Source organism: Roseateles sp. (assembly GCF_046300915.1).
Taxonomy (GTDB): domain Bacteria; phylum Pseudomonadota; class Gammaproteobacteria; order Burkholderiales; family Burkholderiaceae_C; genus Kinneretia.
Window position 1 is genome coordinate 1 of sequence record NZ_JBKCLH010000039.1, and the last position, 22591, is coordinate 22591.

Annotated in this window: 25 protein-coding genes and 1 other RNA gene; 21 read left to right on the forward strand and 5 right to left on the reverse strand. The window is 66.5% G+C overall.

Annotated elements, in window-relative coordinates; translation table 11 throughout:
• From ACK5F2_RS02520 to ACK5F2_RS02555, 8 genes are all read left to right on the forward strand, one after another.
• The coding region (locus ACK5F2_RS02520) for a polyhydroxyalkanoate depolymerase (RefSeq protein WP_409862527.1) at nucleotides 1-1156 on the forward strand (1156 nt) is incomplete at its 5' end.
• The gene (gene rsxB, locus ACK5F2_RS02525) at nucleotides 1153-1830 is read left to right on the forward strand and encodes an electron transport complex subunit RsxB (protein WP_409862528.1); all 678 of its coding nucleotides are present in this window, start codon (nucleotides 1153-1155) and stop codon (nucleotides 1828-1830) included. The genes ACK5F2_RS02520 and rsxB, both read left to right, overlap by 4 nt.
• Nucleotides 1831-1876: 46 nt before the next feature.
• Nucleotides 1877-2524 carry an endonuclease III gene (gene nth, locus ACK5F2_RS02530; RefSeq protein WP_409862530.1) on the forward strand — a complete coding sequence of 216 codons (648 nt, stop codon included), beginning with the start codon at nucleotides 1877-1879 and terminating at the stop codon, nucleotides 2522-2524.
• A gap of 11 nt (nucleotides 2525-2535) precedes the next feature.
• On the forward strand, nucleotides 2536-2751 hold the full coding sequence (zapB, locus tag ACK5F2_RS02535; protein ID WP_409862532.1) for a cell division protein ZapB: 216 nt from the start codon (nucleotides 2536-2538) through the stop codon (nucleotides 2749-2751).
• A gap of 8 nt (nucleotides 2752-2759) precedes the next feature.
• The gene (locus ACK5F2_RS02540) at nucleotides 2760-3101 is read left to right on the forward strand and encodes a cell division protein ZapA (RefSeq protein ID WP_409862533.1); all 342 of its coding nucleotides are present in this window, start codon (nucleotides 2760-2762) and stop codon (nucleotides 3099-3101) included.
• 65 nt (nucleotides 3102-3166) lie between these two features.
• A non-coding RNA gene (gene ssrS / locus ACK5F2_RS02545) (6S RNA) lies at nucleotides 3167-3346 on the forward strand.
• Nucleotides 3347-3439: 93 nt separating this feature from the next.
• Nucleotides 3440-3913 (forward strand): EVE domain-containing protein, encoded by a 474-nt coding sequence (locus ACK5F2_RS02550; RefSeq protein WP_409862534.1) that lies wholly within the window; start codon nucleotides 3440-3442, stop codon nucleotides 3911-3913.
• Nucleotides 3910-4722: a sulfite exporter TauE/SafE family protein gene (locus ACK5F2_RS02555; protein ID WP_409862536.1), complete on the forward strand. Its 813-nt coding sequence runs from the start codon at nucleotides 3910-3912 to the stop codon at nucleotides 4720-4722. Before ACK5F2_RS02550 ends, ACK5F2_RS02555 begins: the two co-directional genes overlap by 4 nt.
• Nucleotides 4723-4733: 11 nt before the next feature.
• Here ACK5F2_RS02555 and ACK5F2_RS02560 read toward each other — a convergent pair whose 3' ends face one another.
• Entirely contained in the window at nucleotides 4734-5759 is a 1026-nt protein-coding gene (locus tag ACK5F2_RS02560; RefSeq protein ID WP_409862537.1) for a GGDEF domain-containing protein, read from the reverse strand.
• A 290-nt stretch (nucleotides 5760-6049) separates the two neighbouring features.
• On the opposite strand from ACK5F2_RS02560, the gene ACK5F2_RS02565 reads away from it, so the two are divergent.
• The 7 genes from ACK5F2_RS02565 to ACK5F2_RS02595 all read left to right on the forward strand — a co-directional run bounded on the left by ACK5F2_RS02565 (nucleotide 6050) and on the right by ACK5F2_RS02595 (nucleotide 11706).
• Nucleotides 6050-6496 (forward strand): OsmC family protein, encoded by a 447-nt coding sequence (locus ACK5F2_RS02565; protein WP_409862538.1) that lies wholly within the window; start codon nucleotides 6050-6052, stop codon nucleotides 6494-6496.
• Nucleotides 6497-6508: 12 nt separating this feature from the next.
• Nucleotides 6509-7726, forward strand: coding sequence for an NAD(P)/FAD-dependent oxidoreductase (locus tag ACK5F2_RS02570; RefSeq protein ID WP_409862539.1), 1218 nt, complete (start codon nucleotides 6509-6511; stop codon nucleotides 7724-7726).
• Nucleotides 7727-7886: 160 nt separating this feature from the next.
• The gene (gene rpsU / locus ACK5F2_RS02575; protein ID WP_007833691.1) at nucleotides 7887-8099 is read left to right on the forward strand and encodes a 30S ribosomal protein S21; all 213 of its coding nucleotides are present in this window, start codon (nucleotides 7887-7889) and stop codon (nucleotides 8097-8099) included.
• A 168-nt stretch (nucleotides 8100-8267) separates the two neighbouring features.
• Nucleotides 8268-8714 carry a GatB/YqeY domain-containing protein gene (locus ACK5F2_RS02580; RefSeq protein WP_409862541.1) on the forward strand — a complete coding sequence of 149 codons (447 nt, stop codon included), beginning with the start codon at nucleotides 8268-8270 and terminating at the stop codon, nucleotides 8712-8714.
• 33 nt (nucleotides 8715-8747) lie between these two features.
• On the forward strand, nucleotides 8748-9092 hold the full coding sequence (locus tag ACK5F2_RS02585; RefSeq protein WP_409862543.1) for a TIGR01244 family sulfur transferase: 345 nt from the start codon (nucleotides 8748-8750) through the stop codon (nucleotides 9090-9092).
• Between the two features lie 166 nt (nucleotides 9093-9258).
• Complete coding sequence (locus tag ACK5F2_RS02590; protein WP_409862545.1) at nucleotides 9259-9873, forward strand: TRAP transporter small permease subunit; 615 nt, start codon at nucleotides 9259-9261, stop codon at nucleotides 9871-9873.
• 9 nt (nucleotides 9874-9882) lie between these two features.
• A complete protein-coding gene (locus ACK5F2_RS02595; RefSeq protein WP_409862547.1) occupies nucleotides 9883-11706 on the forward strand; it encodes a TRAP transporter large permease subunit in 1824 nt (607 codons plus the stop codon).
• Between the two features lie 150 nt (nucleotides 11707-11856).
• On the opposite strand, the gene ACK5F2_RS02600 is transcribed toward ACK5F2_RS02595, so the two are convergent.
• A complete protein-coding gene (locus tag ACK5F2_RS02600; RefSeq protein ID WP_409862548.1) occupies nucleotides 11857-12936 on the reverse strand; it encodes a TRAP transporter substrate-binding protein in 1080 nt (359 codons plus the stop codon).
• 213 nt (nucleotides 12937-13149) lie between these two features.
• Nucleotides 13150-14538, reverse strand: a complete 1389-nt coding sequence (gene pmbA, locus ACK5F2_RS02605) for a metalloprotease PmbA (protein WP_409862549.1) — start codon at nucleotides 14536-14538, stop codon at nucleotides 13150-13152.
• Nucleotides 14539-14580: 42 nt separating this feature from the next.
• Here pmbA and yjgA point away from each other — a divergent pair, with 42 nt between their 5' ends.
• Genes yjgA through ACK5F2_RS02620 form a run of 3 tightly spaced genes read left to right on the forward strand, consistent with a single transcriptional unit; the run spans nucleotide 14581 to nucleotide 16206 of the window.
• The gene (yjgA, locus tag ACK5F2_RS02610; protein ID WP_409862550.1) at nucleotides 14581-15165 is read left to right on the forward strand and encodes a ribosome biogenesis factor YjgA; all 585 of its coding nucleotides are present in this window, start codon (nucleotides 14581-14583) and stop codon (nucleotides 15163-15165) included.
• Complete coding sequence (mog, locus tag ACK5F2_RS02615; RefSeq protein WP_409862552.1) at nucleotides 15149-15730, forward strand: molybdopterin adenylyltransferase; 582 nt, start codon at nucleotides 15149-15151, stop codon at nucleotides 15728-15730. Before yjgA ends, mog begins: the two co-directional genes overlap by 17 nt.
• Nucleotides 15727-16206 (forward strand): peptidylprolyl isomerase, encoded by a 480-nt coding sequence (locus tag ACK5F2_RS02620; protein WP_409862553.1) that lies wholly within the window; start codon nucleotides 15727-15729, stop codon nucleotides 16204-16206. Before mog ends, ACK5F2_RS02620 begins: the two co-directional genes overlap by 4 nt.
• A gap of 125 nt (nucleotides 16207-16331) precedes the next feature.
• On the opposite strand, the gene cysE is transcribed toward ACK5F2_RS02620, so the two are convergent.
• Both cysE and ACK5F2_RS02630 read right to left on the reverse strand, forming a co-directional pair.
• Complete coding sequence (gene cysE / locus ACK5F2_RS02625; RefSeq protein WP_305800546.1) at nucleotides 16332-17108, reverse strand: serine O-acetyltransferase; 777 nt, start codon at nucleotides 17106-17108, stop codon at nucleotides 16332-16334.
• A gap of 58 nt (nucleotides 17109-17166) precedes the next feature.
• On the reverse strand, nucleotides 17167-17823 hold the full coding sequence (locus tag ACK5F2_RS02630) for an RNA methyltransferase (protein ID WP_409862573.1): 657 nt from the start codon (nucleotides 17821-17823) through the stop codon (nucleotides 17167-17169).
• A 210-nt stretch (nucleotides 17824-18033) separates the two neighbouring features.
• On the opposite strand from ACK5F2_RS02630, the gene ACK5F2_RS02635 reads away from it, so the two are divergent.
• From ACK5F2_RS02635 to ACK5F2_RS02645, 3 genes are all read left to right on the forward strand, one after another.
• Entirely contained in the window at nucleotides 18034-18996 is a 963-nt protein-coding gene (locus ACK5F2_RS02635; RefSeq protein ID WP_409862554.1) for an inositol monophosphatase family protein, read from the forward strand.
• Between the two features lie 97 nt (nucleotides 18997-19093).
• The gene (gene mutS, locus ACK5F2_RS02640; RefSeq protein ID WP_409862555.1) at nucleotides 19094-21718 is read left to right on the forward strand and encodes a DNA mismatch repair protein MutS; all 2625 of its coding nucleotides are present in this window, start codon (nucleotides 19094-19096) and stop codon (nucleotides 21716-21718) included.
• Nucleotides 21715-22581 carry an alpha/beta fold hydrolase gene (locus tag ACK5F2_RS02645; protein ID WP_409862556.1) on the forward strand — a complete coding sequence of 289 codons (867 nt, stop codon included), beginning with the start codon at nucleotides 21715-21717 and terminating at the stop codon, nucleotides 22579-22581. Before mutS ends, ACK5F2_RS02645 begins: the two co-directional genes overlap by 4 nt.
• Nucleotides 22582-22591 lie beyond the last annotated feature (10 nt).

The following is a 22591-nucleotide window of genomic DNA, read 5'->3' on the forward strand; positions in this document are numbered from 1 at the left end:
TCTGATGCACCGCCTGGCCAAGGAATACGAGAAGCCGCAGTTCGACATCCGCGGCATCGAGGTTGATGGCGTCGAGGTGGCGGTGCAGGAACTGGTGCCAGTCGAACTGCCCTTTTGCCGCTTGCTGCGCTTCAAGCGCTACACCGATGATCTGGCCGTGCTGGCCAAGATGAAGGACCAACCCACCGTGCTGGTGGTGGCGCCGCTGTCGGGCCACCACAGCACCCTGCTGCGCGACACCGTGCGCCAGTTGCTGAAGGACCACAAGGTCTTCATCACCGACTGGACCGATGCGCGCATGGTGCCGCTGGACCAGGGCGCCTTCCATCTCGACGACTACATCGCCTATGTGCAGCAGTTCATCCGCCATATTGGTGCGGCCGAATGCCATGTGATCTCGGTCTGCCAGCCCACCGTGCCGGTGCTGGCCGCGATCTCGCTGATGGCGTCGAATGGCGAGACCACGCCGCGCAGCATGACCATGATGGGCGGCCCGATCGACGCCCGCAAGAGCCCCACGGCCGTCAACAATCTGGCGATGAACCGCAGTTTCAGCTGGTTCGAGACCAATGTGATCTACCGGGTGCCGACCAACTTCCCGGGGGCGCAGCGCGCGGTCTACCCCGGCTTTCTGCAGCACACCGGCTTTGTCGCGATGAATCCGGACCGGCATCTGAGCTCGCACTACGACTATTTCCTCGATCTGGTGCGCGGCGACGACGACAGCGCCGAGTCGCATCGCCAGTTCTACGACGAGTACAACGCGGTGCTGGACATGCCGGCCGAGTACTACCTGGACACCATCAAGACCGTGTTCCAGGACTTCGCCCTGGTCAACGGCACCTGGGAAGTGAATGGCGAGCTGGTGCGTCCGCAGGACATCCGCCAGACCGCCCTGCTCACCGTGGAAGGCGAGCTGGACGATATCTCCGGCGCCGGCCAGACCCGCGCTGCCCATGAGCTTTGCGCCGGCATCCCGCGCGAGCACCAGCGCCACTACGACGCCATCGGCGCCGGCCACTACGGTATCTTCTCGGGCCGCCGCTGGCGCGAGAAGGTCTACCCCACGGTGCGCGAATTCATCGCCACCTACGACCAACAACCCCTGAGCGTGGCCGCGCCCCCCAGCCGCGCCCGCCGGACCAAGAAAGCTTGAGCACCTCGACTCTCTCCCCCGCTGCCACTCTGGCCCAGCGCCTGGCTGCAGCCCTGCCCCAGACCCAGTGCACGCGCTGCGGCTACCCGGACTGCCAGGCCTATGCCGAGGCCCTGGCCGCCGCTGAGGCCGAGATCAATCAATGCCCGCCCGGCGGGGCCGAGGGCGTGGCGCGCCTCGCGGCCCTCACCGGCCGCCCAGTCCTGCCGCTCAACCCCGAAAACGGGCTGGAGGCACCGCGCCAGCTGGCCGTGATCGATGAGGCCTGGTGCATAGGCTGCACCCTGTGCATCAAGGCCTGCCCGGCCGACTGCATCGTGGGCGCGCCCAAGGCCATGCACCTGATCGTGGCCGCCCAGTGCACGGGCTGCGAGCTCTGCGTGCCCGCCTGCCCCGTGGACTGCATCTCCCTGGTGAATGCCAGCGGCGAGGCCAGCGGCTGGCAGGCCTGGAGCGCCGCCCAGGCAGACGAGGCTCTCGATCGCTACAGCTTCCGCAGCGAACGCCTGGCGCGCGAGAAGCGCGAGAACGATGCCCGCCTGCAAGCCGAGGCCCAGGCCAAGCTGGCCGATTTGCCGGCCGCCAGCCAGATCAGCGATCCGGTGGTGCTGGACCGCAAACGCGCCATGATCGAGGCCGCCCTGGCCCGCGCCCGCGCCAAGCGCGCGGAGTGAGCCGGCCGCGGCGCCTCGCCACCCACAGCCGGGCACAATCGCGCCCATGAACAAGACCGCGATCGAGGGCTTCTTCGCCACCCTGAAGGCCGCCAACCCCTCCCCGCAGACCGAGCTGGAGTACGCCAGCGTCTTCGAGCTGCTGGCGGCCGTGCTGCTCTCGGCCCAGGCCACCGATGTGGGCGTGAACAAGGCCACCCGCCGGCTCTTCCCGGCAGCCAACACGCCGGCCAAGATCCTGGCCCTGGGCGAGGACGGCCTGGCGGACTACCTCAAGACCATCGGTCTGTACCGCACCAAGGCCAAGAACCTCTACAAGACCTGCCAAATCATCCTGGAGCAGCATGGCGGGCGCGTGCCCCGCTCGCGCGAAGCCCTGGAGGCCCTGCCTGGCGTGGGTCGCAAGACCGCCAATGTGGTGCTCAATGTGGCCTTCGGTGAGCCCACCATGGCGGTGGACACGCATATCTTCCGCGTGGGCAACCGCACCGGCCTGGCCCCCGGCAAGAATGTGCTGGAGGTGGAGCAGGCCCTGCTGCGCCGCGTGCCGCCGGCCTATCTGGTGGACGCCCACCACTGGCTGATCCTGCATGGGCGCTACATCTGCCAGGCACGCCGGCCGCTGTGCGAGCGCTGCCAGGTGCGGGACTTCTGCGACAACCCGGCCCCTACAATGGCCGGCAATGCCTCTTGAGATGGGAAGCCATGCCTAGCATCACCGACCTGCTCGACCGCGTCGAGCGCCTGCTGCTGCGTCATGAGGAGCTTCAGCGCACCAATGCGCTGCTGCAGGAGCAGTTGCAGGCCGTGGGCCATGAGCGCGACCAGCTGCGCTCGCGCCTGTCGGCGGCCCGCCAGCGCATCGACGCCCTGCTGGAGCGGCTTCCCGTCGAGAGCGAAACCGCCAGGAACGAGACGTAGTCATCGATATGAAGCAAATGGAAGTCACGATCATGGGCCAGAGCTATCTGCTCGGCTGCCCCGAAGGCGGCGAGGCCCTGCTGTCTCGCGCCGTGGCCCAGGTCGACCGCGAGATGAGCGCGATCCGCGACGCCGGCCGGGTCAAGGCGCGCGAGCGCATCGCCGTGCTGGCCGCGCTGAACCTGGCCTACCAACTGGCCGAGGGCCCCGCTCCCGCGAGCATGAGCAGCAACCGCGCCGCGGCCACTGCGGCCAGCTCCAACGGCGGCGACACCGTGCCCTCGCCCGAGCTCGAGGCCCTGATCCGCCGCCTGGACGAAGCCCTGGGCCAGGACGGCCAGCTGCTCTGAGGCGCGCCTGCCGCCCGGCGCTGCACCGTGACCAGCGCCGACGCGGCCGAAGGCATAGAATGGCGAGGTCCATCGCGTTCGCGTGAGCTCTATATTTCCTTGAACCGATGCTCTACGAGCAAGGGCTTGGAAAATGCCCGGCGGGCGTGATCGTCTCGCGTCAGATGAACCCGAAGCCCGGTTGACCTCGCCCACCTGAATCCCCCTGGGTTCAGGAATGCGGTTCACGGTTCGCGGTGGACACCCTATCCCCCAGCGCAAGAAGCACGCATAAGCCTCGGCGGCCGCAGTCCTCGCCGGTGAATGCCGCAGAGCATCGCAGGCACGGAGACCGCCGCATGAGCTACTGGTTGATGAAGTCCGAGCCCGAGGAGTGCTCGATCGACGACCTGGCCCGCCTGGGCCGAGTGCCCTGGACCGGAGTGCGCAACTACCAGGCACGCAACTTCATGCGCGACGACTTCGCCCTGGGCGACGGCGTGCTCTTCTACCACTCATCCTGCCCCCAGCCCGGCATTGCAGGATTGGCGGAGGTCTGCAGCGCCGCCTACCCCGACGCCACGCAGTTTGATCCCGCCAGCCCTTATTACGACCCCAAGTCGGACCGGGCCAAGCCGCGCTGGCTGCATGTGGACGTGAGCTTTGTGCGCAAGACCCGCCTGCTGGCCCTGGCCGAGCTGCGCCAGGCCCCGGCCCTGGCCGGCATGCGCCTGCTGCAGCCCGGCAACCGGCTCTCCATCACGCCGGTGACGCCGGCGGAGTGGCAAGAGATCCTGAAACTTCTGGACGCTGCGTCCCCCTCTCCCCGATGAACCTCGATCCCCTGCTCCTGGTCGAGCTGCTCGCGCTCGGCCTGTGCTCCGGCTTTCTGGCCGGCCTGCTGGGCATTGGCGGCGGCATGCTGATGGTGCCCTTCCTGACCTGGATGTTGTCCAAGCAGGGCGTGTCGGCCGATATGGCGGTGAAGATGGCCATCGCCACCTCCATGGCCACCATCATGTTCACCTCCATCTCCAGCGTGCGTGCCCACCACAAGCGCGGCGCGGTGCGCTGGGAACTGGTGCGCGGTCTGGCCCCGGGCATCCTGATCGGCGGCCTGGTCGCCGGTGCCGGCATCTTCGCCCTGCTCAAGGGCAGCTGGCTGGCACTGGTGTTTGCGGGTTTCGTGAGCTTCTCGGCCTTCCAGATGCTGCGCGACAGAAAGCCCAAGCCCAGCCGTCAGATGCCGGGCACGGCCGGCCAGATCGGCGCGGGTGCGGGCATCGGCCTGCTCTCGGGCCTGGTGGGCGCGGGCGGCGGCTTTGTCTCGGTGCCCTTCATGAGCTGGTGCAATGTGCCCATCCACACTGCCGTGGCCACCCGCGCGGCCCTGGGCTTTCCCATCGCCCTGGCCAATACCCTGGGCTATGTGATCGGCGGCTGGAATCTGGCACCCGCCCTGCCCGGCGCCCTGGGCTACCTCTTCCTGCCGGCCCTGGCGGTGATCGCCGCCGCCAGCGTGACCAAGGCCCCGCTGGGCGCCAAGGCCGCGCACGCCATGAACGTCAAGCAGCTCAAGCGCGCCTTCGCCCTGCTGCTCTTCGTGCTGGCCGCCTATATGCTCTACAAGGGCCTCAGCTGAGAGCCCCAGGCTTAGAGCGTGCCGAAGGGAATGGGCGCCAGCACCACCTGGTTGCCACCGCGGCGCTGGGCTTCCTGCACGGCGGTCTCACTGGCCTGCAGCAGTTCCTCCTGCTTGGAGGCCGTGTGCGGAAAGCTCGCCACGCCCATGGAGAGCGACAGACCCAGGTCCTGACCATTGAGCACCACGATCTGGGCGGCGCACTGGCGACGCAGCTGCTCCATGCGCGCATGGGCGGTGGCCAGACCCACGCCCGAGAGCAGCACAGCAAACAGGTGCTCGCCAATACGGCAGGCTGCGTCCATGGCGCGGGTATTGGCGCGCAGCATGCGGCCCAGGCCTTCAAGCATGCGTTGCCGCGCTTCCTCGCCCAAGGCCTGTATGGCGGCCGGCGCCGGGTCCAGAGCGATCAGCACCAAGGCGAACTCCCGATGCTCGCGCGTCGAAAGATCAATCTCGCGCAACAGCTGATCATCAAACTGAGCACGCAGATAAAGGCCTGAAAGGTCATCTCGCCCACTGCCCTGCTGGCTCTCGCGCCGCATCTGTTCCAGCGCTTTTTGCTGCTGCTCAATCTGATTGAGGGCTCTTTGCAGATGGGTCTCGCGATGACGCTCTTCGGTCCGCTCAACCCATATGGCCATCACATGCTCCGGGCCCAGCGGCGTGCGACTGACTGAAAACTCCCGCCGCCGGCCTTCCAGCTCCAGACGATGGTCGCTGAGAACAACGGCACGCTGCGCCATCACCGTCTGCTCGGCCCGTCGCAGGGCCAGAACCTCCTCGCTGCGCAGAAACTCGGCGTCGGACAGCCCCAGCAGCCCGGACTCGCCCCGCGCGAACAGGGAACCCATGCCGGCACTGGCGTACACATATCGCCCCGTGGCCAAAGACTTCACCGTCGCCAGCAAGCCCAAGGGCTCGACCAGGCTGAGCACCGCAGTCGCCAACTCATGCTCGGGCAACTGCAGACTGGCGTACCAGGCGTCGCGGCTATGGGGTGATGCACCGGCGTGCGGAGCGGCGGAGTTGTCCATGAATTCCTGGCGGGGCGTAGAGGGGTCGATGAGGGGACGGCAAGTCCTGGCACCTCAGGCTTGACGCAATGTAGAAGGCATGCACGGCTGGCCGCAAGTGGCGGAATATCCCCAGTTCAGTGCTACCCCCTAGCTTGTAGTGAATGGTAGCGAAGAACAGCGCCTCCCTGGCACCGCCGATGCGGATCTTGAGCGGATCACGCGGGTCACACATCGCGCAGCTGGGGTGGGTCAGCCAGCGCAAGGGCCGCCCGTACAATGATCGCCCCGCTGCCGACCAATGAAAGCCCATGGCCGAAATCACCATTCGCACCCAGCTGCAGCAGGACCGCGATTTCCGCTTCCAAGCCCGTTTCGAGGGGCTCGAAGCCACCCTGCTGAGCGATGAGCCGCCCCCGCTGGGGGAATCGGCCGGCCCCTCACCCTTGCACCTTCTCAGCAGCGCCGTCGGGACCTGCCTGAGTGACTCACTTCTGTTCGCCTTGCGCAAATACAAGCAAAGTCCCGAGCCGCTGAGTTGCGAACTGGAGACAAGCGTGGGGCGCAATGCACAGGGGCGCCTGAGGGTGAGTGCCATCCAAGCAAAGCTGCACCTGGGTGTGCCAGCCGCAAATATTGCGCACCTGGAGCGCGCTCTGGCTCAGTTCGAGGAATTCTGTACCGTGACACAAAGCGTGAGAGCGGCCATCCCAGTCAGCGTTCAAGTCTTTGACGCCCAGGGCGTGCAGCTCAAGTAGGACTCGAAGGGCATGCAGAGCTTTGACCTCATTGTGGTTGGCGCCGGTGCGGCGGGCCTGTTTTGTGCCGGCATGGCGGGCCAGGGCGGCCTGCGGGTGCTGCTGCTGGATCACGCCGAAAAGATCGCCGAGAAGATTCGCATTTCAGGCGGTGGACGTTGCAACTTCACCAACCGCGAGGCCAGCCCCGCCAACTTCCTGTCCGAGAATCCCCATTTCTGCCGCTCCGCCCTGGCCCGATACAGCGCGCAGGACTTCATCGCCCTGGTCAAACGCCACGGCATCGGCTTTCACGAGAAGCACAAGGGACAACTCTTCTGCGACGACTCCAGCGAGCAGATCATCCAGATGCTGCTGAGGGAATGTGAGGCTGGTGGCGTTCAGCGCTGGCAGCCCTGCACCGTGGCCGATGTGCGCCCCCTGAGCAATGGCGACTTCGAGTTGGATAGCAGCGCCGGCACGCTCAGAACGCGACGCCTGGTGATTGCCACGGGCGGGCTCTCTATACCCAAGATCGGCGCCAGTGACTGGGGGCTGCGCCTTGCGGAACGTCTGGGGCACCGCATCGTCACACCACGCCCCGCCTTGGTTCCCCTGACCTTCTCGGCAGAGGATTGGGCGCCGTTCGTCGAGCTGGCAGGCCTGTCCCTGCCCGTCTACGTCAGCACCGGGAGCGGCAAACAGCGCGGTCGTTTCCACGAGGACCTGCTCTTCACCCATCGTGGACTCAGCGGGCCCGCCATCCTGCAAATCTCCAGCTACTGGCAAGAGGGCCAGGCCTTGAGCCTTGACCTCGCGCCGGACACCGATCTGGGCCAAGCCCTGCTTCAAGCCAAGTCCCGCTCGCGCAAACAACTGGGCAATGAACTCGCGGACATTTTGCCCAACCGACTTGCCCAGGCTTGGCTCAGCCGCCTGGGCCTGCTGCCCAGCAAGCCCATCGCCGAAGCCAAGGACAAGGAACTTCAGGAACTGGCCGACAAGCTGCAGGCCTGGTCGCTCTCGCCCAACGGCAGCGAGGGTTGGCGCAAGGCCGAGGTGATGCGAGGCGGTGTGGATACCCGGGATCTCAGCTCACAGTCCCTGGAAAGCAAGAAGCTGCCGGGGCTTCACTTCATCGGGGAAGTAGTGGATGTGACCGGCTGGCTCGGCGGCTACAACTTTCAGTGGGCCTGGTCCAGTGCCGCGGCCTGCGCCACAGCGGCGCTGGCGGAGCGCGGGGGAGTCTAGATTGATCAAAAAAACAATGCTATACTCGCCCTCTTTGCTAGCAAACCCTGCGCGTCGATTCGGAAGCGGAATCCGGATACTTCCGCTTCGGGCACCCTGAGTTCTTCAGATTTGGAGCCCCTTGCGAACACCGAGCGCCTAATGAAGGAAACAGAGTTTCATGACCACCATTCGCGTCAAAGAGAACGAGCCGTTTGATGTTGCCCTGCGCCGCTTCAAGCGCACCATCGAAAAGCTGGGCCTGCTGACCGACCTGCGCGCCCGCGAGTTCTACGAGAAGCCCACTGCCGAGCGCAAGCGCAAGAAGGCCGCCGCCGTCAAGCGCCACTACAAGCGCGTGCGCAGCATGCAGCTGCCCAAGAAGCTGTACTGATCAGCACCCAGGGATCTTCGACACCGCTGTTCGAAGGTTCCAGCCGGTAAGCCCACAGGCAAGCTTGGCTCGAAAGCCCGCGCAGGACGCTGCCGCGGGCTTTTTGCATTTTTCACAGCCCCACACACCACCGCCCAAACACCACCGTCATCCGAGCGAGAACTCGATATGAACCTCAAAGAGCGCATTACCGAAGACATGAAGGCCGCCATGCGCGCCAAGGACAGCGAACGCCTGGGCACCATCCGCCTGCTGCTGGCCGCCGTCAAGCAAAAGGAAGTGGACGAACGCATTGAGGTGGACGATGTGCAACTGGTCGGCATCGTGGACAAGCTGATCAAGCAGCGCAAGGACGCCATCAGCCAGTTCACGGCCGCAGGCCGTCAGGATCTTGCCGACAAGGAAAGTGCCGAGCTGTCCGTGCTTGAGGTCTACCTGCCGGCTCGACTCTCGCTGGAGGAAATCGATGCCGCCGTGGCCGCCATCGTCGGCGAAGTCGGCGCCAAGGGACCGGCGGATATGGGCAAGGTCATGGCGGCGGTCAAGTCCCAGCTCGCCGGCAAGGCCGATATGGGCCAAGTCTCCGCCGCGGTGAAGAAGGCCCTAAGCTCCTGAGCCATTCACCATCAACCGCTCCCGGAGACTGATATGAGCCTTCCGCTTCAAGCCCTGACGCCCGAACTCTGCGTCGCCCCCCAGCTGGAAGCCGCAGCCATGGCCGAAGCTGCAGCTGCGGGCTTTCGCAGCGTGATCAACAACCGCCCCGACTTTGAGGGCGGCCCGGATCAACCCAGCAGCAGCGAAATCGAGGCCGCCGCCAAGGCAGCCGGACTGGAGTACCGCCACCTGCCGGTCAGCGGCGCCTACCAGTCTCCCGAGGAGATTGCCGCCTTCCGCGATCTGCTGGACAGCCTGCCCAAGCCCATCCTGGCCTTCTGCCGCTCCGGCGCGCGTTGCACAAGACTCTTTCAGGCGTCCCAGCAGCTTTCCTGAGCCTTACATGCCCAGCCCCGACCCGCAGGTATGTTGAAACTACTTACCGGGTAAGACCCCGGCGACGACGCACGAGCCGACTCCTAGAATCCGCGCGGGCTACGCATCACCCAGGTTTTTTCCTGGGCACCGCGCGGCAAGTTTTCAAAAGCTATGAGGAGTCACCGTGCAATTCCTTTTGGGTCTGTCACGAGCCGTAGACCGGTTCAGTGAATGGGTTGGCCAGTTTGTTCGATGGCTGGTATTGGCTGCCGTCTTGATCAGCGCCGGCAACGCGATCATGCGCAAGGCTTTCGACATCAGCTCGAACGCCTATCTGGAGATCCAGTGGTATCTCTTTGCCGGCGTCTTCATGCTGGGCGCGGGCTATGTGTTCCTCAAGAACGCCCACGTGCGCATCGACTTCATCTCGTCACGCCTGTCCCTGCGCACCAACACCATCATCGACATCCTGGGTATCGTGCTCGTCATCTTCCCCCTGTGCTGGATGATGGTCGAGCTGAGCTGGCCGCTGTTCCGCGGTGCCTGGATTTCGGGCGAAGTCAGCTCCAACGCCGGCGGCCTGATCCGCTGGCCCGTGCTCTTGCTGCTGCCCGTCGGCTTTGCACTGCTGATGCTGCAAAGCGCCTCGGAACTGATCAAGCGCATCGCCTACCTGACCGGCCATAACCCTCACCCCTTCCCCGTCGAGCAGGAGAAGTCGGCCGAAGAGCAGCTCCTGGAAGAACTCCAGGCGCAGACCGCCGTCCAGGACGCTTCTAAACAGCCCCAAGCTCGCTGAGGCCACGAGATGACTGCATTGATCGCTGAAAATTTTGTGCCGCTCTTGTTTGTCGGCCTCTTCGTCTTCCTGCTGCTGGGCATTCCCGTCGCCTTCGGCCTGGCCGCCACCGGCCTGCTCTTCGGCTTTATCGGTATCGAGGTCGGACTCTTTCCGGCCAATATGTTTGGCGCCCTGCCCCTGCGGGTATTCGGCATCATGTCCAACGACACGCTGCTGGCCATTCCATTCTTTACCTTGATGGGCATCATTCTTGAGAGATCAGGGATGGCCGAGGACCTGCTGGAGACCGTGGGGCAGGTGTTCGGTCCACTGCGCGGTGGCCTGGCCATCGCGGTGATCCTGGTGGGCGCCCTGCTGGCCGCCACCACCGGCGTGGTGGCTGCGGCCGTGATCTCCATGGGCCTGATCTCCCTGCCCATCATGCTGCGCTATGGCTATAACCGCACCATTGCGACCGGCACCATCACCGCCTCGGGCACACTGGCCCAGGCCATCCCGCCTTCCCTGGTGCTGATCGTGCTGGCCGACCAGCTGGGTCGCTCGGTGGGCGATATGTACGCCGGCGCCCTGTTGCCCGGCCTGCTGCTGGTGGCCCTGTATCTGCTCTTCATCGTGGCCATCGCCTTCATCAAGCCGGGCTGGGTTCCCGCCCTGCCGCCGGAGGCCCGCATCTACCGCGAGAGCAATGGCGCCAGCGGCCACAAGTCCCTGTTGGTGCTGCTGCTGATTGCTGGCGCCGTGGGTTGGCTGTGGTCGACCGTGCACGACAGCATGCTCAAGAAGGTGATCGAGCGCCCGAACGCCGCTCCTGGTGATGAGATCTTCATCATGTCCATGACCGTGGCCTCCTTCCTGGCCCTGGGCCTGGCCTTGATGAACCAGGCGCTGCGCCTGGGCCTGCTGTCCAAGCTGGCCGAGCGCGTCACCTTTGTGCTGATCCCGCCTCTGGTGCTGATCTTCCTGGTGCTGGGCACCATCTTTCTGGGCGTGGCCACACCGACCGAGGGTGGCGCCATGGGTGCCGTGGGCGCCCTGCTGATGGCCATCGCGCGTCGCCGTATGGCGCTCAAGACCCTGAATCAGGCCCTGGACAGCACCGCTCGTCTGTCCTGCTTCGTGCTCTTCATCCTGATCGGCTCCACCGTCTTCAGCTTCACCTTCAACGCGGCCGATGGCCACTTCTGGGTGGAAAACCTCTTCAAGTCCCTGCCCGGGGGTGCGCTCGGCTTCCTGATCGTGGTGAACATCCTGGTCTTCGTGCTGGGCATGTTCATCGACTTCTTCGAGATCGCCTTCATCGTGATCCCGATGATCGCCCCGGTGGCAGAGAAGCTCTTGCCTGAGCTGCTGCCCGGCGTGCCCACCGATGCCGTGATGATCTGGTTCGGCGTGATCATCGCGATGAACCTGCAGACCTCCTTCCTAACCCCGCCCTTCGGCTTTGCGCTGTTCTATCTGCGCAGCGTCGCGCCCAAGAAGGACTACAAGGATCGCGTCACGGCCAAGACCATCCCGGCCGTCACCACCGCGCAGATCTACAAGGGCTCCATCGCCTTCATCATCCTGCAGCTCATCATGGTGGCGGTCATCATCGCCAAGCCCGAGCTGGTGATTGGCGGCATCGCCAAAACCGAGAAGCTCGACGACGCGGCCGTGCTGGAACAGCTGCAAGGCCTGGGCGGACGCGATGAGCGCCAGGATGAGCCCTCGTCCTCGGACGGCGCCGCCAGCGATCCGCTGGCCCCGGCCCCGGCCGCCAGCGAGGCCTTCGATCCCATGGCCGGCCTGCTGGAAGCCGTCAAGAAGGACGGCAGCGCCGAGAAGAAGTAGGCGTCCCGGGGTGTGGTGGCCACGCTGCCACACCCGGCACTGCCCACTCAAGGGCAGTCTCAAACTCGATAGCCCAAAAGGCAACGGCCCCGCACTGCGGGGCCGTTTTGCTTGCCAACCCACCGATGAGTGGTGGGCCAGGGCAGCGAATTACAGCTTCTGCTGCTGCATGAAGTCGTCGAAGCCGGCTTCGGCGAAGCGGAACCAGAGGTTGGAATCGCGGCGGAAGTTGGCGTAGTCGCCGTAGATCTTCTTCCAGGCCGGGTTCTTGTCGTTCAGCTCCGCATAGGTGGCCATGGACTCCTTGAAGGCTGCGTCCAGCATGTCCTTGGGGAAGCGGAACAGCTTCGTGCCACCGGCCACCAGCTTCTTCAGCGCTGCCGGATTGCGAGCGTCGTAACGGGCCTGCATGACCGTGGCGGCTTCCAGGGAAGCGGCTTCGATCATGGCCTTGTACTCTGCGGGCAGGGCGTTGTAGGCCTTGGTGTTGATGTAGAAGTCCAGCTGCGGGCCGCCTTCCCAGAAGCCGGGATAGCCGTAGAAGGGGGCCACCTTGTTGAAGCCCAGCTTCTCGTCGTCATACGGACCCACCCACTCGGCCGCGTCGATCGTGCCCTTCTCCAGAGCCTGATAGATTTCGCCGCCCGGAATGCTCTGGGCCACGCCGCCCAGACGGTTGAAGATCACGCCGCTGAAGCCGCCGGTGCGGAACTTCAGGCCCTTGATATCGGCCAGGGACTTGATCTCCTTGCGCCACCAGCCACCCATCTGGGCGCCGGTATTGCCGCCCACGAAGTTGATGATGTTGTAGTTCGCATAGAACTCACGCATCAGCTTCAGGCCATTGCCTTCCACCATCCAGGCGCTCATCTGGCGGCTGTTCAGGCCGAAGGGGATGGCGCAGCCCAGGGCAAACGTCGGATCCTTGCCGAAGTAGTAGTACGGCGCGGTGTGAGACATCTCCACCGTGCCGTTCTGCAGCGCATCAACCTGGTTAAAGCCGCCCACCAGTTCGCCGGAGGGGTGGACCGAGATCTGGAACTTGCCGCCGCTCATATCGCTGATGGACTTGGCGAAGGTATCGGCCGCACCGTAGATGGTGTCCAGCGCCTTGGGGAAGGCGGAAGTCAGACGCCAGCGAATATTGGCTTGGGCATGCACCGCCGGTGCGACACCGGCAGCCAGCACGCCAGCCAGGCCTGCCGAACGAACAAAGGAACGACGTTCCATGAAGAGTCTCCTCGGTGGTTGAAGGGATCAAAGCCCACTTGATTCTAGGAGTCGCGATCTGCCCTTTTCGAGGGGATAAACCCCTGCGAAAACAGCGTTCGGCAGACGCGATTCAAGAGGCGGCGCAAGCGTAGCAGAGCTCCCCAAAACTAGGCTTTCGCGAGGCTGACAAAAGGGGCATTTGCGCCCAGCCGTTTCGCCTCACGCGGCCCTTCAACTACCGGCCAGCTTCATGCGCGAGATCAGCACCGAGCCAATGGTCTTGCTGCCCACGGTGTAGGTGTCAGCACCGATGCCCACGATGTCCTGGAACATCTGGCGCAGATTGCCGGCAATCGTCACCTCATGCACCGGGTAGGCGATCTCGCCGTTCTCCACCCAGAAGCCGCTGGCGCCGCGCGAGTAGTCACCGGTCACGTAGTTGACGCCCTGCCCCATCAGCTCCGTGACGAAGAGGCCTCGGCCCATGCGGCGCAGCATGGTGGGCAGATCGTCGCCGGGCGCGGTGGCGCGGCTGCTCATGCGCAGATTGTGCGAGCCGCCGGCGTGGCCCGTGGTGCGCAGGCCCAGCTTGCGCGCCGAGTAGCTGGATAGGAAATAGCCCTGCAGCACGCCGCCCTGCACCAGCTGGCGCGGCCGGGTGATCACGCCCTCGTCATCAAAGGGCGTGCTGCCCTTGCCCTTGATCTCATGCGGATCCTCGGCCACATCAATGTGCGAGGCCAGCACGCTCTGCCCCAGGCTGTCCAGCAGGAAGCTGGCCTGGCGGTAGAGCGCCCCACCGCTGGTGGCCTGCACCAGGGCGCCCAGCAAACCCGCGGCCACCGTGCTCTCGAAGAGCACCGGCACCTCGGCCGTCTTGACCTTGCGCGCCTTCAGGCGCGAGAGCGCGCGTTCGGCGGCATAGCGGCCCACGGCCTCGGGCGAGGCCAGGTCTTCGGCCGCGCGCATGGAGCTGTACCAGGCATCGCGCTCCATCTGCGCGCCGCGCCCGGCGATCGGCGCGACCGAAAGGCTGTGGCGCGAGCTGGCATAGCCGCCGCCAAAGCCGCGGGTGTTGCCGGTGTAGAAATGCGATTGCTGGGCCGAGACCGCCGCGCCTTCGGAGTTGCTGATGCGGCGGTCGGTGGCAAAGGCCGCCGCCTCGCAGCGCAGGGCCAGGGCGGCCGCGGTTTCGGCGTCCAGGGCCCAGGGGTGAAAAAGGTCCAGCTCGGGCCGGGCAGCGGGGTCCAGCGAGAGGTCTTGCTCATCGGGCAGGCCGGCGGCCGGATCCTCGGCCGTGAAGCGTGCGATGTCATAGGCAGCACGCACCGTGTCTTTCAGGGCCTGGGGCGAGAAGTCCGAGGTGCTGGCATTGCCACGGCGCTGGCCCAGATAGACCGAGATGCCCAGGGACTTGTCGCGGTTGCGCTCCACGTTTTCCAGCTGACCGCGGCGCACCGAGACCGAGAGCCCGCAACCCTCGCTCACCTCGGCGCCAGCCTCGCTGGCGCCCAGGCGCTTGGCCTCGGCCAGCACGGTCTCCACCAGCTCGCGAAAGCGCTCCGGGCTGTAGCTGAAGCCGGATTGCGCGGAAGTGCTGGTGCGGAGGTCTTGGGACATGGGGCGTGAACAGAGATTTCAGAGTGGGCGACAATCATACTTATGAGCGAATTCCCCGAAGACTTCGACGCCGACTTCGACGAGCGCCCCAGCAAGAGCCAGAAGAAGCGCGATATGCACGATCTGCAGGCCCTGGGCGCGGATCTGCTGACCCTGCCCGAGAGCCGGCTCGAGCCCCTGGACCTGCCCGAGATCCTGCGCGACGCGATACGCGCCGCCAAGAAGATCAGCAATTTCGAAGGCAAGCGTCGCCAGCTGCAGTACATCGGCAAGCTGATGCGCAAGGTCGACCCCGAACCCATCCGCGAGGCCGTGGCCGCCTTCAAGCTCGGCCATGCCCAGGACAGCCTGGCCCTGCACGAAGCCGAGCGCTGGCGCGAGCGCCTGCTGGACAACGATGAGGCTTTGCAGGCCTTCATCAGCGAGTTTGCCGGTGTGGACGTGCAGCAGCTGCGCAGCCTGGTGCGCGCGGCCCGCAAAGACCTGAACACACCCAAGCAAGAGGGCCAGGAGCAGCGCCATGGCCGCGCCTACCGCGAGCTCTTCCAGCTCATCAAGGCCGAGCTCAAGCGCGCCAGCCGCGAGGCCGGTGAGGAGACCGAGGGTGGGGATGACGACGAGTCCTGATCGCGTACGCATTGGCATCGTCTCCATCAGCGACCGCGCCTCCAGCGGCGTTTATGAAGACAAGGGCCTGCCCGCCCTGCAGGACTGGCTGAACACAGCTCTGCTCAATCCCATCGAGTTCCAGCCCCGCCTGATCCCCGACGAGCGCGAGCGCATCGCCGCCACCCTGCGCGAGCTGGTGGACCAGGCGGGCTGCGACCTGGTGCTCACCCCCGGCGGCACCGGTCCGGCGCCGCGTGACGTCACGCCCGAGGCCACGCTGGACGTGGCCGATCGCGAGATGCCCGGTTTCGGCGAGCAGATGCGGCAGATCTCCCTGCACTTCGTGCCCACGGCCATCCTCTCGCGCCAGGTCGCCGTGATCCGCGGCAAGGCGCTCATCATCAACCTGCCCGGCCAGCCCAAGGCCATTGCCGAAACCCTGTCCGGCCACGAGAAGGCCAGCGGCATCTTTGCCGCCGTGCCCTATTGCATCGACCTGATCGGCGGCCCCTATCTCGAAACCCGGGAGGAGGTCTGCAAGGCCTTCCGCCCCAAATCCGCCCTGAAGAACAAGACCCCATGAAAATCGCCAAAGACACCATCGCCACCCTGCAACTCAAGGTGGCCGACGCCCAGGGCCGCCTGATCGAAGCCTCCAAGGAGCCACAGGCCCTGCTGGTGGGCGGCTACGGCAACACCCTGCCCGCCATCGAGGAAGCCCTGATGGGCCAGGAGGCCGGTTTCCAGGCCACGCTGGACCTGCCGGTGGACAAGGCCTTCGGCCCGCGCGACGAGAGCCTCACCCGCAGCATCCCCAAGGCCGACTTCCCGCCCGGGGTCAAGGTCGGTGGCCAGCTGGAGATCCGCGAGGGCGAGAACGGCGAGTTCCGCCGCTACCACGTGGTCAAGATCAAGGGCCCGCAGGTGCTGCTGGACGGCAACCATCCGCTGGCCGGCGTGGCTCTCAAGGTCTCGCTCAAGGTGGTGTCGGTGCGCGCTGCCAGCGCCGAGGAAATCGCCCACGGCCATGCCCATGGCGAGCACGGCCACCATCATTGAACCACCCCCTACGCGCTGACGCGCGCCCCCTCAAGGGAGCGGCACCGACCGACCGGCCAAGCCGGATCGGTGGTGCCACTCGGTGAATGCCGAGCGGGCGAGCTCGGGGCCGAACCAAGCCCGAGTTACTTGCCGATCAGCTGATTGAGCCGGGCCGCCTCGAAGCACTCCTCGCGGGCGGCATCGGCGGGCAGGCAGTCCTTCTCGGCGGCCGCCTTGCGGGACAGGGTCTCCACCGCCTTCCACAGCAGGGCAATCTGGTGATCCTGGCCCGAGGCGTTGTCGATCAGGCCGCGCAAGGCCTGTGAGAGCGGGTCATCGCTCTGCGTCACGCCATAGGCCGAGAAGCCCATGCGGGCCGCGGCCTCCTCGCGCTGCGCATCGGCCTGGGCCTCGATGATGCGCGCCGGGTTGCCCACCGCGGTGGCGCCCGCCGGCACCGGCTTGGTGACCACGGCCAGCGAACCGATGCGCGCCCCCGCGCCCACCGTGAAGCCACCCAGCACGCAGGCATTGGCGCCCACGATCACGCCGGGCTCCAGGGTCGGATGGCGCTTGGCGCCCTTGACCAGGGAGGTGCCACCCAGGGTCACGCCCTGGTAGATGGTGCAGCCGTCGCCGATCTCGGCCATCTCGCCGATCACCACGCCCATGCCGTGGTCGATGAAGACGCGCCGGCCTATGGTGGCGCCGGGATGGATCTCGATGCCGGTGAGCCAGCGCGAGACATGCGAGATGAAGCGCCCCAGCCACTTCAGGCCATGGGTCCAACACCAGTGCGCGCGGCGGTGCATCACCAGGGCATGCAGGCCCGGATAACACGTCAGCACCTCCCACGCCGACCGGGCGGCCGGATCGCGTTCGAGGATGCAGGCGATGTCTTCGCGAAGGCGCTGGAACATGGAGAGGACTTTGGTGTTTGGGAAATCAGGACAGGGGCAATGAGTCTAGCCGCGGGCTTCAACCCTTGCCGTCGCGGGTCTTGAGCATGGCGCGCGCCATGCCGCGCAGGATGTGCACCTCCTCCACCGTGAGCTGGGCGCGGTTGAAGAGCTGATTCAGGCGCGGCATCAGCTTCTTGGGCGCGGCCGGGTCCAGGTAGTCGATCGCCACCAGGCCCTGCTCCAGATGCGCCAGCAGGCCCTGCACCGCCTGGCCATCGGCCAGCTCGGGCGCGGCCGTGCGGGCCTGCACCTCGAAGCCGCCCAGGGCCTGGCGCAGCTCATAGGCCAGCAGCTGCACGGCCTGGGCCAGATTCAGCGATCCATAGTCCGGGTGCGTGGGAATGGAGAGCACCGCGTGGCAGCGGTACACATCCTCATTGCTCATGCCGTAGCGCTCGGAGCCGAAAACCAGACCCAGGCGGTGCTCGCTGGCGGCCAGCTGCTCGAAGAGCGGGCGCGGCGCATGGGTGGGCGGGCCAAAGTCGCGCGGCGTCATGGCCGTGGCGCAGGCGAAGCTCACGCCGTCCAGGGCCTCGGACAGGCTGTCCACAATGCGGGCGCGGGCCAGAATGTCGGCCGCGCCGCTGGCCATGGCCACGGTCTCCTCCTGCGAGAGCACATCGGCAAATCGCGGGCGCACCAGCACCAGCTCGGAAAAACCCATCACCTTCATCGCGCGCGCGGTCGCGCCCACATTGCCGGCATGGCTGGTCTGTATCAGGATGAAGCGGGTGCGGGAAGAATCCACGGTAAAAGGCTGGGAGCGCGGGCGCGCTCTGGGCTAAAATGCGTGATTATCCGCGGCCGGGCCATGCAGCCCGGGCACACCGCCCAGTTCTTTGCCTTCGCCAGTCCACCCCCTCTTGTTTGCAGGTTCCACACCATGACGCAAGCCGCACTTCATCCCATGCTCAATGTCGCCATCAAGGCGGCCCGTGCAGCAGGTTCCATCATCAACCGCGCGTCCCTGGACCTCGACATCCTGAAGATCAACACCAAGTCGCCCAATGACTTCGTGACCGAGGTGGACCAGGCCGCAGAGAACGTCATCATCGAAACCCTGCTCCAAGCCTATCCCGACCACGGCATCCTGGCCGAGGAGTCGGGCCGCGCGCATGGCAACAAGCACTCAGACTACGTCTGGATCATCGACCCGCTGGACGGCACGACCAACTTCATCCACGGCTTCCCGGTCTACGCCGTGTCCATCGCCCTGGCCTTCCGCGGCAAGATCGAGCAGGCCGTGGTCTACGACCCCTGCCGCAACGACCTCTTCTACGCCACCAAGGGCCGAGGCGCCTTCCTGAACGACAAGCGCCTGCGCGTCTCCAAGCGCACCCGCATGAGCGACGCCCTGATCGGCACGGGCTTCCCCTTCCGCCGCGGCGACAACTTCAAGCGCTATATGAAGATGTTCGAGGAGGTCATGACCCAGTGCGCCGGCCTGCGCCGCCCGGGTGCAGCCGCCCTGGACCTCTGCTATGTGGCCGCCGGCTACTACGACGCCTTCTTCGAGACCGGCCTGAACCCCTGGGACGTGGCCGCCGGCTCGCTGATCATCACCGAGGCCGGTGGTCTGATCGGCAACTTCACCGGCGAGGCCGACTTCCTGAACCAGCGTGAGGTGGTGGCCGGCAGCCCCAAGATCTACGGCCAGCTGGTCCAGATCCTGGCGCCCTACACCCGCGTGATCAAGCCTGAGGACGAGGCCGCCGCCCCGGCCGAGGGTGGCGAGCAGGCGAGCGCTGCCGATGCCGTGGCCGCCGCTACGGCGCCGGCCAAGAAACGCGGCCCGGTGCGCATCAAGAAGGATGCGGCCACCGGCGGCGAGGACGCCCCGGTCTGAGCCCTTGCCACCGAGCGGCGCGCTACACTGCGCGCCGGCTCCACCGTCTTTTGCAAAGCCCTCGTCCGAGGGCTTTGTTCATTTTGTCCCGCGCCCGATGACCGCAGCCTCCAGCAGCAAGGAACCCCTGGACTTCAGCGCCCACACCCCGGTGATGGCGCAGTATTTCCGCATCAAGGCCGAGCACCCCGACGTGCTGGTGTTCTTCCGCATGGGAGACTTTTACGAGGTCTTCTACGACGATGCCCGCAAGTGCAATGCCCTGCTGGACATCACCCTGACCACGCGTGGCCAGAGCGGCGGCCAGCCGGTGGTGATGGCCGGCGTGCCGGTGCATGCGCTGGAGTCCTACCTGGCCAAGCTGATCCGCCTGGGCGAGTCGGTGGCCATCGCCGAGCAGGTGGGCGATGTGGCCACGTCCAAAGGGCCCGTGGAGCGCAAGGTGGTGCGCATCGTCACCCCCGGCACGGTCACCGACAGCGAGCTGCTGGCCGACAAGCAGGACTCGGTGCTGCTGGCCGTGGTGCAGCAGGGCAAGACCCTGGGCCTGGCCTGGCTCTCGCTCACCAAGGGCGAGCTGGGCTTGGCCGAGTGCCGTGAGCCCGAATTCCCCTCCTTCCTCGCCCGCATGAGCCCGGCCGAGGTGCTGGTGGACCGCGAGCGCCAGCCCCAGGCCGTGCTGGCCGCGCGCCTGCCCATCACCAACCGCCCCGGCTGGCAGTTCGACACCACGCTTGGCGTGCGCAAGCTCTGCGAGCAGCTGGGTGTGGCCAGCCTGCAGGGCTTCAATGCCGACCTCATGGAAGCGGCCCAGGCCGCCGGCGCCGCCCTGCTGGCCTATGCCGAACACACCCAGGGCCGCGCCCTGAACCATGTGAAGAGCCTGCAGGTGCTGCGCGGCGGCGAGCTGCTGGACCTGCCGCCGGCTACCCAGCGCAATCTGGAGCTGACCCAGACCCTGCGGGGTGAATCCGGTTCCGGCGCGCCCACCCTGCTCTCCCTGCTGGACGGCTGCCGCACCGGCATGGGCAGCCGTGCGCTGCGCCAGTGGCTGCTGCATCCCAAGCGCGAACGCGCCGAGGCCGTGGCCCGCCACCAAGCCGTGGCCGCCCTGATCGCCACCGGCTACGAGCCCCTGCGCGAGGCCCTGCGCCATGTGTCGGACGTAGAGCGCATTGCCGCGCGCGTGGCCCTGCGCCAGGTGCGCCCGCGCGAGCTGGCCGGCCTGCGCGCCACCCTGCAGACCCTGCCCGAGCTGCGTGAGACCCTGCCCGGCGCAGGCCATGGCGCGCCCCTGCTGGACCAGCTGGCCGAGGGCCTGGCGGGCTCGCCCCATGTGCTGGAGCTGCTGGAGCGCGCGATTGCCGAGGAGCCGGCCGTGCTGCTGCGCGAGGGCGGCGTGATCGCCAGCGGCTTCGATGCCGAGCTGGACGAGCTGCGCGGCATCAGCCAGAACTGCGACGCCTTCCTGCTGGATCTGGAGGCTCGCGAGCGCGCCCGCACCGGCATTGCCAATCTGCGCGTGCAGTTCAACAAGGTGCATGGCTTCTATATCGAGGTCACCCAGGGCCAGGTGGACAAGGTGCCCATGGACTACCAGCGCCGCCAGACTCTGAAGAACGCCGAGCGCTACATCACGCCCGAGCTCAAGGCCTTCGAGGACAAGGCGCTCTCGGCCCAGGAACGTTCGCTGGCGCGCGAAAAGCTGCTCTACGAGATGGTGATCGACCATCTGGTCGAGGCTCTGCAGCCCCTGACGCAGCTGGGCCGAGCCCTGGCCAGCCTGGACGCACTGGCGGCGCTGGCCGAGCGCGCCACCACGCTGAACTGGGTGCGCCCCGAATTCGTCAGCCAGCCCTGCATCGACATCCAGCGCGGCCGCCACCCGGTGGTGGAGATGCGTCTGCGCGAGCTAGGTGCCGGCGAGTTCATGGCCAATGACTGCCGGCTCGATGCCCGCACCAAGCTGCTGGTGATCACCGGCCCCAATATGGGCGGCAAGAGCACCTTCATGCGCCAGGTGGCCCTGATCGCCCTGCTGGCGGCGGTGGGCTCCTATGTACCGGCGGCCAGCTGCCGCCTGGGCCCCATGGACGCCATCCACACCCGCATCGGCGCGGCGGACGATCTGGCCAATGCCCAGTCCACCTTCATGCTGGAGATGACCGAGGCCGCCGCCATCCTGCACGGCGCCACCGAGCAGTCCCTGGTGCTGATGGACGAGATCGGGCGGGGAACGTCCACCTTCGACGGTCTGGCCCTGGCCGGTGCTATTGCCAGCCATCTGCACGACAAGAACCGCGCCTTCACGCTGTTCGCCACCCATTACTTCGAGCTCACCGAGTTCCCGGCCAAGCACCCGCAGGCGCAGAACCACCATGTCTCGGCGGTGGAGAGCGGCGAGGACATCGTCTTCCTGCACGAGATCCAGCCCGGCCCGGCCAGCCGCAGCTACGGCGTGCAGGTGGCGCGCCTGGCCGGCATGCCCGCCAGCCTGGTGCGCCAGGCCCGCGCCACGCTGGAAGCCCTGGAGGCCAAGGCCAGCGAGGGCGAGGCGCAGATCGATCTCTTCGCCGCGCCGCCCGAGCCGGAGGAGCCCGCTGTCACCCTGGCGACCAGCGCGGCGCTGCAAGCCTTGCATGATCTGGACCCCGATGCCCTGAGCCCCCGCGAAGCGCTGGAAGCGCTATACCGGCTCAAGGCCCTGAGCCAGCAGACATGAACGCACCGCACGCAGGAACCCTCGTCTTTTCTCACGCCAACGGCTTTCCGGCCGGCTGCTACCGCGTGCTCTTCGAAGCCTGGCGTGCCGCGGGCTGGCAGGTCCATGCCTTGCCCCAGCTCGGCCACGAGCCGGACTATCCCGTTACCAGCAACTGGCCGCATCTGCGCGACCAGCTGATCCATTTCATCGAGCGCGAGGTGCGCCCGCAGACGGCGGCGCCGGGGCCGGTGATGCTGGTGGGCCATTCCCTGGGCGGCCTGCTCAGCCTGCTGACGGCCTGCCGCCGGCCCGAGCTGGTCGAAGGCCTGCTGATGCTGGACAGCCCGGTGGTCAGCGGCTGGCGTGCCCACAGCGTGCGCATGGTCAAGGCCATGGGCCTGATCGCGCGGGTCTCGCCCGGCAAGATCTCGCGCCAGCGCCGCCACCGCTGGCCCGACCGCGCGGCGGTGCAGGCGCACTTCGAGTCCAAGCACAAGTTCGCGCGCTGGGACCCGCGGGTGCTGGCCGACTATGTGGACTGCGGCTTCGCCCCCGGCCCGGACGGGCAGTGGCATCTGCGCTTCACCCGCGAGGTGGAGACCCGCATCTACAACACCCTGCCCCATCATCTGGACGCCCTGCTGCGCCGCCATGGGCCGCGCTGCCCGGTGGGTTTCATTGCCGGCACCCAGTCCGAGGAGCTGCGTCAGGCCGGCGCCATGGCCTCCAAGACCCTGGCCCGACAGAACTTCCACTGGATGGAAGGCAGCCATCTCTACCCCTTCGAGCGCCCGGACGACACCGCCGCGCTGGTGCTCCAGGTGCTGCAAGCCCTGCGACAGGAGCGCGCCAAAAGCGCCGAGGCAGCGACCTCGCTATAATCACGCTTTA